The sequence below is a fragment of the Bradyrhizobium sp. MI1.10 genome (assembly GCF_055811035.1).
Map to the genome: position 1 here is coordinate 1 of NZ_JBVVPN010000078.1, position 13743 is coordinate 13743.

Below are 13743 nucleotides of genomic sequence, written 5' to 3' on the forward strand. Positions count from 1 at the left end.
TGAGCTCCTCGCGATGGTGGCATCCAACTCAGTAATGAGATCGGCCGCAGAAACTGCCCTCATTGGCTGGCCCCAAAATTCATTTTAATATCGTCACGTCAAATCAAACGTATTACGCGCTGAAGTTGTTAAGATTCCTTATATGCCAAACCGTGACATACGGGAGGCTATTATAATTCAACTGAACGGCGCTCCGTGGCGTATTAAAGTACCTGCTGTCCGATGCTGCGGCCGGCGCGTGGACGACTGCCCAACCTGTAACGCAGTCCTTAGGGTGATAGCTGGCACAACTTGCGTGATGGCGGTCCAGCTTTGGACAGCCGCTAAAGTTCGGCATTATGGCCTTAGGGCGAAGAAAGGCTAATGCGGGCGAGCGGTAGCGTCGTTCAGGGACATTGCGGCTGACTCGGCCAAGCAGACGCGCTCATCGCCAGTCGCGAACGTCCGCTACGGGGTCCACAAGCCGACATGCCTCGCATTCAGACGTTAGTCCGCTCTTCGGCAAAGGCCGACAAACCTCCGCCTGTGCATGCGAGACGCTGTCTTGCGACGGAGATCGTAGATTTCATCCGTAGCAATCCGGCTGAGCCGCAAAAGAACGAATGCCATCAAGGCGATTCGGAGGATGGAGTATCCTCGACGAAGTGCATGCTGTTGGGAGGGCCTCCAACACGGCGGCGACTCGCGCCGCGGATCGACCCGCGACAAGGAAGTACGCGCGGTGGCTGTCATTCGGCTTGCAATATTGCCCCCTTAAGCCGGGGGATCGGCGTCCAAAATTGGCTCTGACGCAATTTTGGTGCAGCACTGGTCATGTGGCGCTGATTAGCCGAGCCTGTAGCAAGTCGAGCTTGGCGCGTCCGTACATTTGGCGTTTGACCAGTTTGAGCTTGGTGATCTGGCCCTCGGTCTGTCCGTTGGACCATGACGTCGCGATCGCTGCGCTGACAGCGGCCTTGTCCTTGATGACGCCATTGGCGAAGGACATGACGAGGCTTGCGCGCGCTCGTTCCAACCATGGTTCAAGCTCTACGTGAGCCTTCTTGCGGATCATCGCATGGAAAGCGGCTATGATCTCTCGAGCTTCCACCAAAAGAGGAACGCCTTGCTCGATCGCCGCAATGGTGTCTTCTTCGGAGAGTGGGCATGAATCAGCATCCAAGTCGATCGAATTCCGGGGCGCGCATTGTGCGATTCAGGTCTGAACTGGTCAGGCAGGAGTCGGGACCTATGATGGTCCACCTGTTTGATTTGCCCAGATTACGACCACGAGGCTACGCCAAGTCCTCGCTAACTCATCGGGCGGTGGTGCTCGCCCTCGTAACGGAAGGCCGCCTCAGTCGGCCCTCTCCTTTTCGGCCCTCTTTCCTTTGGTCAATCCGCGCGCATGCGGAAGGGCGTCAGGTTCGAAGCTTTGGCACAACAACCTGCGGCCATCGCTCAGGGGGCGCAAACAGAGCGGCCCCAGCGGGGATGGGGGGCCAAGGGCTGGGGCCGCCATTCCGCACCGGACGTATTCGGCGGTAAGGGTCCGGTGGATCAAACCAAGTCAGTCCGGAACCGATGGTTCCAAAGGCTGTTCCGTCATCGCACATGAACCCTGGCACGCCGTGTGAATAGGGTATGGGGACTTTGCAATGCCCCTCCCGGGCTGGAAGTCGCCGGCCCGCGATCAATTAAGCCGACGGAGTTATGCTTCAGGAGCCTCAACCAGTTTGGTATCCAGGACAAGCGACAAGCTCCTCCACGTTCCCAGAGACCTATGACGAGCTGCCGCGGCGCGCGCAGCGGTATCGCTACGTTCGCAGAATTCGACGAGCGTCGCCGCCCAGAAGCTGGCGGGGTAGTCAAAGGGGTGCATCGACGCCCAGCGCCGCGATCGTCCGTCGGGTTAGGGCGCCGGACAATCACCGGACGAGCGCACGACTTGCTTACTGCGGCAAATTGGGCTGCGCCCCACTGCGAGATGTGATCAATACTGCCCTGAGCCCGTACAGAACAGGCCAAGACCGGATTACGATTTCCGGTCCTCCACTTGTTCTGAAATCACGACAGTCGCTCGCCCTGTCCTTGGCGGTCCACGAGCTTGCTACTAACGCGTTGAAGTACGGCGCTCTGAGCGTGACAAGCGGCCGCGTGTCGGTTGTGTGGTCATCCGAAGATCAAGCGGGTGATCAAAAGTTTGTCTTCGTCTGCCAAGAATTCGGAGGCCCATCTGTGTCGGAGCCGACCGTGAAAGGCTTTGGCTCACGCCTCATTTCGAGAACACTGGAAGAGGATTTCCGAGGGGCGGTTACTGTGTCCTACGGATCGAGCGGGCTCACTTGCCGTCTCACTGCCCCCGTTGCAAATCTAAAAACTTCACCGCAATAGCAGAAGTCTTTTACCCGAGCTACGTTGACCAACGCCAAGACGAGTAGCCCGCTCGCGGGTCCACCGTCATCGAGGCGGGGTTCGAGAGTGTTCGCGAGACAATCTAGAACGTGCGGTACGGCCCCAAGCCGAAGAGCGCCTCAGTCACCGTGATGTCCGCTGTCCAACCGATTTTAGCGATCCAATCGTTGACGGATGACTGACATGGGCTGGTGGCGGTATTGCCGGCCAGATCGGTGAGCTTATCGATGGAAACGGCGGCTTCGATACGGCGCAATACGCCAATCTAACCTTCACGACGGGTGGGGATCAGCGCTCGCCTTGCGGCAGGAACGGTGATTGGCGATGCCTCGAGCGGCGCCGGCTCCCCTATGACGTCGTTCGCTCTCCTCGAAAGCGTAACGAACCTACTCCGACGTCCCGTCCACCCCCGCATTTTCGTGCATGCAAGATGGTCCAAAAGCCGAGGTAAGTGTCCAGCGGAACAGCCGATTCTTGGCCCCGCTTTCCACGTTTTCACGAGCCCGCCGATTACCCGGCCCGCTGCGCGAAGACGCGTCCGCTAGTGCGGCTTACTCGACCTTGCTGCTTATGGAAGCGTTGCAATCGACCGTAGACCGCGAGGCGAGTGCGGTCTAACCGCTGGCCGATCTCGCTTGCACTCATGCCACTGTCGAATAACGCAAGAAGTTGCGCTTCTTCCTCGGGAGACCACGAACGGATATCGACGTAGCTGGGGGGGCCGGGCGCCATCGTGATGAAGGGCCCGTGCTAATCGGCTTCATCCAAGAAGCATGATGTTACCAAGGCCACTCCGCCAATCTACCTCGACCGGCTCATACTTTGCTGCCGTGCAACAATTGGCGATACCGCCCGGGACCGAAGGGGTGATCCTCGCTAAGCAAACAATAGTACCCGTAAGTCCGCCATGGGTCACTCGCGATCTGCGCCAAGCAATGGCCAACCCGGCCATGTCCATTGCTCGCCGAAAGCGGAAGTAAATCTGGAGCGTTAGCGGTTTTGCGGCCAACTGCGGCTTGATGGTATCGCTTTGGGCGTGATTCAAGCTCTCAAATCGGCCTCGAATCACGCGCTACGAACTCAGCGATTGTGAATGGACCGCGATATTCCGCCGGAACGAAATCGCAAAGACCCGATCTGCTTCAGTCCGTCTCTCTATCGTGCGCGAAATCTCGTCGAAAGGTTCTTCAACAAGATCAAGCAATGTCGGCGGGTCGCGACCCGATACCACAAATTCTCAGTCAACTATCTGGCGTTTCATCAAGCTCGCATCAATCCGCATTTGGCTGCGCGCTAAATGAGTCCACGCTCTACCCGAGCGCGGGGGTCGGGCCGCCGAGTGGAAGGTGATCGGCCGAACCTACTGTTCGATCTCGACGCACTGACGAAGCCTGAAGACGATATCCGGCAAAGCGTGTCGCAGGCGTGCAGCGTCTTGGGACGTGGTCGAGAACGGTGCGAACGTGACCATCGCATTCCAAGGTCGACTTCCGTAGACGGTGATCGAGACTCCGGATCTCGAAAAGCCTTCAACTTTGCGAAGCTCACCAAGAACGAGGTCGGCGATCGCCACAGCGGGCAGTCGCGCTCGTTTTCCATCGGGGCCGCCGGCGGACAAGGGTGCGACCGGTTTTGCAGGCGACGCTGCCGCGGTCACGGGCTCCTCTTCGAGCGTTGGCGGCATCTCCGGCGCCGGAGGCGCGGGGTGGGCGGCGCGGGCGGAGCAAAAATGCCGCTGATCAGCGCCATAAGGCCCGGATCTTTCGAGTCATTGCTCATCGCTCTCTCGCAGTTGAGCGTAGCCTAGCAACATTCGGAAAGGATGCCCACCACGCCTGGGCAAGTGGTCGCGGTTCCTGTGTTAGCGATCGAACATTCAGGCGTGCAAAGTTTCGCTAAGCTCCTCCTCAACGAGGTACCGGGCTCACGGAGGGGCGTCGAAGGTGTTGGGCTGTGATGCGCTGGCCGTATGCGCAATTGTTTGTTGATTTATCCATCAGGCAAAAATTCCGCTTCCGCGATCCGCGGGCGCTACATACTCGGCGAGGAGCGATTGACGTGCGATCGCTGCGCAGCGACTGACTCTGTGACTTTCTGGCGTTTCGAGGGGATAGCTCACCGCGCGTGGGCGATGAACAGTCGGACGGATACTTGCGTTCAGCGCTAGTTAGAACGGCGCGTTTCTGGGGGATTAACGAATGACAAATTGTGTGATCGTGCGGGCCTATGGACGGCAATTGGATCAGTTGCGCGGCGAGGCATCCCGCATTTCGCGGGCAAACAAAATCGATTGGTGGATTGAGCGCGCAGTCCAAGGCACACGATTTTGCTTTGAGGACGCTGAGGCGAAGAGGGCGTTCGTCTCAATCTGCGAAAACGTCGGTGTTTCGCATATTGATGGCGCACCGCCAGCGTGAACAGGCGGGACCGCGACTGGTTTGGTCCAGGCGTTCTCCGAACGCCTTGATGGCGGCAGCAGCCAACCGGCGCGTGAGCACCGACACTAGTTCCATGAGGTTCGGAGCGACCCAGGCTCAAGGCTGGGGAAAAGTTGAGCCCGGCCGTACGTCGGAATCGACGCAACAATAAAAGCGCGAGGAAACGGCTTGGTCTCTATCCGGCCAGTACGTCGCTCGCGCGACTGCAGCAGGCGTTTGGCCGCCGATGGCGTATCCGCGCGCGTCATCGGACGTCTTCGAAGCGAATGCGCCTTCCATGTCACGCGAATGATCAGACTGCGCGAGCCGAATCAGCATCGTGAGAAGTCGATCCTGGCTAGCGCTTCACCCGGGTTGTCGCCTTTGCCGCCGTCGTCGGACGGCTTGGGGGTGCAGTCCTTCCGCAGCTGGCAGCAGTCCTTTGAATGGCAGTCGTCGTCCTTGGCGTCTTTCCAGTCACCATCGCGCTTCGAGCCATCCCCCGTGGCGTCGCCGGGGCAGTCATCGGTCTCGGCCGATTTCGCACCTTCGGCAGCAAACCCGGTCACACCGACATCTTGCGCAGCCCCAGCTTCTCGTCTGAGGCTCGTCATTCCGACCCGAAACGGTCTGGCCGTCGCGGCAAGATGGATGATCATATCTGCTCCCTGGGTAATTTCGGGTCGGTGCGCTACGCTCACGCGCGTCATACTAAGGTGCCGGAGATTCGCATTGATTTCCTTCTCCTTCTGTGTGTCGAGATGCGCCGTGCCCTCGTCCAGAAACAGGATCTTTGGTCGGCGATAGAGCGCGCGCGCAAGCAGTACTCGCTGTTTCTGGCCACTGGATAACGAGCTTCCCATGTCGCCGATGAGGCTGTTGTAGCTCATCGGCATTGCCACGATGTCCTCGTGGATGCCGGCAATTCGCGCGCAATCGATCATGGCTTGTAGATCGAACGCTGTGTCAAAAAAGCAGATATTGTCGGCAATCGATCCCGACAGCAATTGATCCTCCTGCATCACCGCGCCGATTTGCTCGCGATAAGCGCGCGGTCCGATCTGGCCCAGCGGAAGGCCGTCGATCAGAACCTCACCGCTCGTTGGCTCGAGCAGCCCAAGCATAATCTTGACAAGAGTTGACTTGCCGCAGCCCGATGGTCCCATGATCGTCACGAATTGTCCGGGAGCAACGCACAGATTGACGTTGTTAAGAATCAGAGACTCTCCTTCTGCATACCGGAAGCACACGTTGCGCAGTTCGATCTCGCCGCGAATCTGTCGGATATATGACAGGTCTCGGTCGTGCCCGCGCTCGAGCGGGGTGAGCGCAATGTCGGCGAGACGTTCCAGGTGCAGCCCGAGAATGCGGACATCCACCAGCTTCTCGATCAGCAGCGCTGTCCGCTCAGCGAACTGCAACTTGTAGCTGACGAACGCGAATATCATGCCAACCGTGATGAGGTTGTCCAGTGCGAGGCGAGCGGCGAGGTAGATTGTGATCACGTTCTCCAAGCCGAATATCGTGTCGTTCATCGCTTTGAAGCTGATCCTCGCCCGACCTAGCCGCACGTTGGCTGTTATATACGCAGCATAGCGGTTCAGCCACTGGCTCTCCCGTTCGTTTTCTCGGTTGAGCAACTTTAGGCTTTGCACTGCTCGCACGGTTTCGATGAAAGTGGAGTTCTCATCTGCCTTGCTGTGAATGGCCGCTTCGCTCCGTTGCCGGAACATGCTGAAAAGAGCGAGCCGCAGGGTGGCATACAACGCGAACGCCAGCAGGACAACAAGTCCGAGCTGGACGTTGTAGGTGAACATCAACGCCAGCATCAACACCGACATGAGACCGTCAATCAACCCCGTGATCAATCCCTCCGCGAGCACGTTGCGGATGGGCTCGATCGAGTTGAAACGAGACAGGATGTCGCCGATGTGCCGCTTTTCGAAGAATGAGAGTGGCAAGCGCACCAGATGATGAAACAGCCGCGCGCCGATCTGAAAACTCAACGTGTTCTGCAGAACAAGAATAATGAACGAGCGGGTCGCGGTCGACGCGACCCGTATCAGGAGAAGCAGAGCGAATCCGAGCCCGAGGACGACCAGGAGATCGACATCGCCTCTGGCGATGACCTCGTCAACGGTGAGCTGCATATAGAAAGGGGCGGCGAGGAGAAGAATTTCGATGACCACTGACAGAACTAATATTTGGGCGAGGGCACAAGTGTTCCCGTTCATTCCGCTCCAGAATACCGAGAACGGCAATCTCACTCTCTCGTCTGTGCGGCAGAACTCTTCAGTGGGCGAGAGCTCGAGCGCGACTCCGGTGAGATGTCTAGATGCTTCAGCGAGGGGAAACCATTTCTCGCCGGCTGCCGGATCGTGCACCACGATTCCCCTGTTCCTATATGCTTTCAGAACAACGAAATGAGCCATGTCCCAGTGCAGGATAGCCGGCAGACGCAATTGGCAGAGATGGCCGATCTCGATACGCAGTGGCCGACACGCCAGCCCGAGGCGAGCTGCTATTTCCATGAGGTCGCGGAGAGTGACCCCTTTTAGGGACACTGGATGCCGGCGCCGCAGGCTGTTCAAGTCAGTTCGATGACCATGATAGGATGCTACCATGGCAAGGCAAGCGAGCCCGCACTCCGTCGCCTCCGTCTGCCGGATGACCGGGAGGAATCTGCGGCCGCTGAAATTCAATAGTCCCTGCATGGGCTACATCCTTGCGCTCAACACCGGATCAAGCAGCCACCTCATCAGGGAGCGCTGCTCAAGGATCACGTCGGCCCTGAGCAGCATGTCCGGCTGAAGCGGCATCTTACGGCCATAGGCGTCGATGTCGGGCCGCTCGAGAGCCGCAGTCACACGGTAAGCCGGTTCCTTGAGGGCGATCGGCCCGGTCGTTTCGTTGCCGGTCAGAATGGTGTGAGAGACGTTGGTCACGCTGCCGCGGTAGGTGCCGAATTTCTGATAAGGAAATGCATCGTAAAGTATCCTAACCTGCTGGCCGGGGCGCACAAAACCAGACGCGCGTGTCGGAAAGAACAGCTCCGCCTGCAAGTGCGCATCAATGGGAATGATTTCGAGCTGCATATGCCGAGGATCCGCGATTTGGCCCATTGTCGCCTGCAGCGTGGACACGCGCCCACTCGTTGACGCCTTGATAACGTAAGCCTGCCGCCCATTTACCTCCGCCACGCGCTGTTCGATCGAGGAGAGTTCATTACGCAGTCCTCGGATCCTCTCTGCGGCGATGGTTGGGAGTTGCTCGAGTGTATGCCGAGCGTCTGTCAACTGAGTGTGTCGCGCGGTGATCTGCTGATCGAGCGACACCACACTCTGCTTTTGCTCAAGTGCGGCCTGCTCGCGGCGCTTGAGCTCAATCGTTGGCAATGCGCCGCTCGCGGTTAGCTTAGCGCCCGTTGATACGAAGCTCTCGGAAAGTTTCAGTCGCTCGTTTTGGATGTTCCGCTGGTCCTCGAGTTGGACAATTTCTCCTTCAATCCCCTTGATCGTGGAACCGAGGCGATCCCGTTCTGAGGCGGTTCGGCGATCTTCGGCATCGATCTGTCGCTCGACCACATTGCGTTGCTGCGTCAGCACCGCAAGTACGGTCGCATTGACGTCATCGCCATTGGCCGTGATTTGGGAAGTGACTATGGTCAGGAGCGGGTCACCCTCCGCAACCTCTTGCCCCTCCTTCACGTGTATCGCCTTGATGAAGCCCTGTTGTGATACGAAAATCTTAGCTGTGCCGGAGGTCGGCGTCAGATACCCGGAGACGGTCTCCTTGCGAGCGTATTGCGCGATGGAGAGAAAACACAAAATGAATACAACGAGCGCCGCAAGGCTCCAGCTAAGCAGTGTGCTCGACAGCGGCTGCAGCAATACGACCTCACCCCAGGTGTGGCGCTGATGCAAAAAGTCGACGGCTTCCTTACGAAACAGAGTTGGTCGGTTCGCCATGAACGCACCTTGCTGAAGCGCTGCGCGGAGTATCTTCCGCCAAAGCAAGACTGCGGATGGATACCGGAGAACCGCTTCTCCTGATGGAGAAGCGGTTCGCCGATGCATCCCGCCTTTACCCAATAAAGACTTGGGACTGCTTGGACAGCAGGCCAACCTGAACTTGGTTTCCGCTGAGCACATTGATGTCGCCAGTTCGGATCAGTGATCCGCCATCATGGCAGCCACCGCCACAGCCGCCGGTGCCGGCGGCCACGAGGTCGAGCTCCTCATCAGACAGTTCGATAGGGTGAGCAAGATTGGTCATCTCTAGCATGTTGGTCTCCTTTCGGGTTAGGTGGCGGAACATTGATGTAACTGTTGCCACGTCATCACTAGGTGCAAGACGCCAATCTGGATGCACGGTCGCGCAAATTTTGTGAGCGGCAAGTGTTTCACGCTTGTTGTATCGTGATTTTTGCAATGTCGTATGCAAGGCGCTTTAAGTAGAAGTCAGGGCGGCTTCGTCAGAGTGAGTTGGAGGTTCTGGTCTGCTGGATGTTCTGCGCGGCCGAGATGCGACATTGCGCCTTCCGAAGGAAAGCGCGTTGACGCGCCATGTGGCGAGCTCGGTCCGGGAAGCGCCTTAGCTTGATTCGATGGCTCATCGCGAAAGGTGCGCAAGTCGACGCGTGTTTTGACATAGTGTGTTGGGAGGGTGCGTCGAATGTCCTTCGGTGGCATTACGCGGGACTCGGACCCGTTGCGTGCTCTGAAGTTTTAAACGCGACTAGCGACGATGTTGACGTTGCCCATTTTCGAGGTTGGCTCGAAGACTTACGTTGCTGCTCGCAGCGGCTCACCTGGCCGGGGAGCACGACAAGCCATGGTCCGCCTGCACCCCTGACGACCACGTTTGCCCTTTGGTGATCGGGAAAAAAAATTGAAAACTTCCGGGAACGAAGTCGCTGCTTGCTGACTTGAGTTCGCCGACAGCCGATTTCGTTTTTATTTAAAATCGGTCATTTAAATAAATTGTAAATGCGCGGCATAAAATGCCGCAGTGCCTTACGAGGGGTGACTTCGACCATGCCCCATCAGTGCCTCGATTTAACGAAGGCAAGGTCTCGCTCCGGCGCAGCGCGCCATGACAGCTGTCTCACTGGCGAGACGGCTCTTAATTACGAAACAGCTCTGCTTGAGTGCGCCTCCGGATCGCAGTCCGCCGTCGGCAGGATCTACGCGCGCGAGAAGGAGCAGTTGCGCGCGATGGCGCACCGTATCGTGCACGACAGATCGCGTTCCGAGGACGTCATCCACGACGCATTCGCGCAGATTCTCCGATATGCGAAAAACTTCGATCCTGCACGCGGATCCGCCCGGGGCTGGATCTACGCGATCGTCCGCAACACGGCGCTCAAGATGCGCCAGAACGCCAGGCGCGAACTCGCGCTGGAGGACGAAGCATTGAATGCCATCTGTGCGCGGGAACAGACGGTTCCGAACCCTGCGTGCTGTATCCCAGACAGCATGACGTTGCGAACCATGCTCGATCAACTCGAGCCACAGCGCCGCGCGAGCCTTCTCTTGGCGATCGTCGACGGGCGCACGCACGAGGAGATTTCCGAATACCTCCAGGTTCCCGTCGGAACCGTCAAAGCGTGGATCCGGAGAGAGCTCGTGGCCATGCGCCGGCAGCTCGAATGAAGCGTGAAACTATTTTTCTCGCCGCTGCATCCATAGGTGTGCTTCGGCGACAGTAGGAGTGACGGCGTGGTGATCCGGGCAGGGCACGCGCGCGTGGCGCAGGTGCCTGTGACCGTCGCAAAGCTGAAGCGAGGAACGAAGCCATGTCTATCCTGAGCAGTGTGATGACCATTCTCGGACTGATAAAGCTCACGGGAACCGGCGTCCCAGCCGAGGAATGCACGTCAACCAAGCCGGACGACTGTGGCGACGGCAAGCAGTCAAAGTGGAATGACGATCACAGCGGTAACGACGAGTATTCGACCGGCGACGGCAAAGAAAATTACTCCAAGCTTAGCGGCATGGGCGCTTACCCGAAAGACGGCACCTACCCAGAGCACGATGGGGGCTGGAAGGATGCCAAGGACGGTGAATACCAGCCCAAGGACCATTGCGATCTCCAGCCGGCTGACGATGGCAGCAGGGGCGACACCGATCGCAGTCCTGGTGACGCGCTGGCCAAGTTCGACTTCTCCCACGGTGAGTTCGCGGGTGATTTCAGCTCGCACGGTCCAGATCATTCGGGTGACATACACGGCGCGCTCGCTTCGATGTCTTCCGACGATGCGCTCGAATACGCCATCGGTTTGATGGGCCCAATGGATCACTTCGACGTAGGGCATTTCGACACGGCGACGGATACGTCGCACGACACGGGCGCCTGACATGCCGAAGAGGCTCGTCTGGCGGTGGATGCTGCCGGGCGAGGGTGGTTTTTGAACAAGAAAGGCGGCGGTCATGCACCAGATAGAAAAGCGCGACTTGTTCGAACAAGAGCGGAAGATTTTCGAAGCCGGAGTGCAGCGTGCCGACAAGCGATCCGGCTCTTTCAGTTTCTTGACCCGGTCATTCTTTATTGCCCAGCTAGTTGCCTGCGAGGAGTTTCTTGCCGCCCCGTTCAAATCTGCGCTGGCCAGGCAAGAAGACGCGACAGCCGCTCAGGCAGGTGCGGGGCCGCAAGGAACAAACGACGAGCTGCCTGCGAGCGACCCCGCGCAACCGGGCTGGGAGGATGAGAGGCCCAAGGGGCCGGCCGCCTCGTCGGACACGCATGTGGCTCAGCTCGATCCGACCGGGCGCTTGGCGGAGCCGCATGAAGACGCGCCCAGACCGAGCACCGCTCGTGGCGAAGCAGTTGCTACTGCGAGCTCTGGGGGTGGGGGTGGCGACGATGTCGATTCTTGCAAGCACCATGGTCACATCTCAGCCGACCTTAGTTGCGTCAACTCGCTGTCAGCGGATTCCGACCTCGGAAGCATCGAATCCGTTCGGTCTAACTTGCTTAGCGACTCGTTTAGCCCGTCGATCATCAGCTCCTTTCCCCTGCTTGGAATGATCGGCGATGTGAGCAATGACGTGGTGGTAGGGATTGCGCCGGTTGCGGCGATGGTGCCGCCGGCGCTCGGGACGAGCGACACCGTCAGCACGCTATCCGATGACGAGGCCGGCGCGATCGCGCCGCTTGAGGCGGCGGTGCAGCCGACGCTATCAACTCTGGCCGACACCGCTGGCACGCTGCCCAACGATGTGGTTGGTACGATTACTTCAGTCGAGGCGGCTGTGATGCCGGCACTCGCCACGGCGACCGACACAGTCAGCACGCTACCTAAGGACGTGGTTGGCGCCATTGCGCCGGCCGAGGCGGCGGTGCCGCCGGCACCCGCGACGGCAGCCGAAACTGTCAGCGCGCTGCCGAACGACGTGGTTGGCGCAATTGCGCCGGTCAAGGCGGCTGTGATGCCGGCACTCGCCACGGCGAGCGACACCGTCAGCGCGCTGCCCAACGACGTGGCCGGCGCGATCGCGCCGCTTGAGGCGGCGGCGCAGCCGACGTTATCGACTCTGGCCGACACTGCAGGCACGCTACCCAACGACGTGGTCGGCGCAATTGCGCCGGTCGCGGCGACGGTGCCGCCAGCACTCGCGACGGCGACCGACGCCGTCAGTGTGCTGCCCAACGACGTGGCCGGCGCGATCACGCCGCTCGAGGCGGCGACGCAGCCGACGCTATCGACGCTGGCCGACACTGCGGGTACGCTGCCCGACGACATGGTTGGCGCGATCGCGCCGGTCGAGGCGACGGTGCCGCCTGCGCTCGCGACGGCTATCGACACCGTGAGCACGGTGAGCAACGAGGTGGTTGGCCAGACGAGGGGTCCAGACGCTCAGTCGAGCGCGTTGTCGCAAACGGTTGCATCGGACAGCACGGGAACTCACACCTTTGATAGTTCAGCACCCCCCCTTGAGATCGCGGAGTCGGCACTGACCACGGGTAACGGTGCGCCTGGTGATGTATCCCAGCCCACCGATGTGGCTGGCAATGCTCTTGCGAGTGGCGCGCCGGTCCTTGAGACGAGCGAGCATGTGCTCACCACAACAGCTGCCGCTTCGACCGATCCGCCGAGCCAGCTGTCGCATCCGGCCAATACGGCGAGTGTGACTGGCGACGCTTTGGCGGGTGCGGCGCCGGTGGCTGACATGACCGAGCCGGTGCTCACTGCGACAGCTGCGGCTCCGACCGATCCATCGAGCGAACTGTCGGATCCGGCCGACACGGCGAGTGTGGCTGGCGAGGCTTTGGCGAGTCCCGCACCACTGGCTGCCATGATTGAGCCGGTGCTCACCACAACAGCAGCGGCTCCGACCGATGCGCCGAGCGACGTGTCGCAGCAACCGGCCGACACGGGCAGCGTGGCTGGCGATGCTTTGGCAAGTGTGGCGCCGGTCGCGGACACGAACGAGCCGGTGCTCACCACAACAGCTGACGCGCTGACCGATCCGACCAGCGACGTGTCGAAACCCGCCGATACGGGCAGTGTGGCTGGCGATGCTCTGGCGAGTACGGCGCCGGTCGCGGACACGAGCGAGCCGGTGCTCACCACAACGGCTGCCGCGCTGACAGACCCGACCAGCGACGTCTCGCATCCGGCCGATACGGGCAGTGTGGCTGGCGATGCTCTGGCGAGTGCGGCGCCGGTCGCGGACACGAGCGAGCCGGTGCTCACCACAACAGGTGTCGCGCTGACCGACCCGACGAGCGACGTCTCGCATCCGGCCGATGCGGGCAGTGTGGCTGACGATGCTTTGGCGAGTGCGGCGCCGGTCGCGGACACGAGCGAGCCGGTGCTCACCACAACGGCTGCCGCGCTGACCGACCCGACGAGCGACGTCTCGCATCCGGCCGATACGGGCAGTGTGGCTGGCGATGCTCTGGCGAGTGCGGCGCCGGTCGCGGACAC

At 59.9% G+C, this 13743-nt stretch carries 8 protein-coding genes and 3 pseudogenes; 4 read left to right on the forward strand and 7 right to left on the reverse strand.

Translation table 11 applies throughout. The features are described from left to right. Positions 1 to 811: 811 nt before the first annotated feature. The 3 genes and pseudogenes from AC0L3K_RS38575 to AC0L3K_RS38585 form a co-directional block, all read right to left on the reverse strand. A pseudogene (locus AC0L3K_RS38575) lies at positions 812 to 1153 on the reverse strand (transposase); the annotation flags it as partial. 1323 nt (positions 1154 to 2476) lie between these two features. Beyond that, positions 2477 to 2650 carry a hypothetical protein gene (locus AC0L3K_RS38580; RefSeq protein ID WP_157158666.1) on the reverse strand — a complete coding sequence of 58 codons (174 nt, stop codon included), beginning with the start codon at positions 2648 to 2650 and terminating at the stop codon, positions 2477 to 2479. Positions 2651 to 2904: 254 nt separating this feature from the next. After that, complete coding sequence (locus AC0L3K_RS38585; RefSeq protein ID WP_354171544.1) at positions 2905 to 3126, reverse strand: GcrA family cell cycle regulator; 222 nt, start codon at positions 3124 to 3126, stop codon at positions 2905 to 2907. Positions 3127 to 3496: 370 nt separating this feature from the next. On the opposite strand from AC0L3K_RS38585, the pseudogene AC0L3K_RS38590 reads away from it, so the two are divergent. After that, positions 3497 to 3695, forward strand: a pseudogene (locus AC0L3K_RS38590) (transposase); the annotation flags it as partial. Between the two features lie 59 nt (positions 3696 to 3754). Here the strand turns inward: AC0L3K_RS38590 and AC0L3K_RS38595 are convergent. From AC0L3K_RS38595 to AC0L3K_RS38610, 4 genes are all read right to left on the reverse strand, one after another. Next, positions 3755 to 4051 (reverse strand): hypothetical protein, encoded by a 297-nt coding sequence (locus tag AC0L3K_RS38595; protein ID WP_354129578.1) that lies wholly within the window; start codon positions 4049 to 4051, stop codon positions 3755 to 3757. 1092 nt (positions 4052 to 5143) lie between these two features. After that, positions 5144 to 7525 (reverse strand): peptidase domain-containing ABC transporter, encoded by a 2382-nt coding sequence (locus tag AC0L3K_RS38600; protein WP_219681362.1) that lies wholly within the window; start codon positions 7523 to 7525, stop codon positions 5144 to 5146. 3 nt (positions 7526 to 7528) lie between these two features. After that, positions 7529 to 8779 (reverse strand): beta-barrel domain-containing protein, encoded by a 1251-nt coding sequence (locus AC0L3K_RS38605; RefSeq protein ID WP_354129576.1) that lies wholly within the window; start codon positions 8777 to 8779, stop codon positions 7529 to 7531. Between the two features lie 115 nt (positions 8780 to 8894). Beyond that, positions 8895 to 9095, reverse strand: coding sequence for a hypothetical protein (locus AC0L3K_RS38610; RefSeq protein ID WP_007601774.1), 201 nt, complete (start codon positions 9093 to 9095; stop codon positions 8895 to 8897). 752 nt (positions 9096 to 9847) lie between these two features. Between AC0L3K_RS38610 and AC0L3K_RS38615 the strand changes: the two genes are divergently transcribed. From AC0L3K_RS38615 to AC0L3K_RS38625, 3 genes and pseudogenes are all read left to right on the forward strand, one after another. Beyond that, the gene (locus tag AC0L3K_RS38615) at positions 9848 to 10465 is read left to right on the forward strand and encodes a sigma-70 family RNA polymerase sigma factor (RefSeq protein ID WP_354129575.1); all 618 of its coding nucleotides are present in this window, start codon (positions 9848 to 9850) and stop codon (positions 10463 to 10465) included. Between the two features lie 143 nt (positions 10466 to 10608). Beyond that, positions 10609 to 11169: a hypothetical protein gene (locus tag AC0L3K_RS38620; RefSeq protein WP_219681368.1), complete on the forward strand. Its 561-nt coding sequence runs from the start codon at positions 10609 to 10611 to the stop codon at positions 11167 to 11169. 73 nt (positions 11170 to 11242) lie between these two features. Beyond that, positions 11243 to 13743 (forward strand): annotated as a pseudogene (locus AC0L3K_RS38625) (hypothetical protein); the annotation flags it as partial.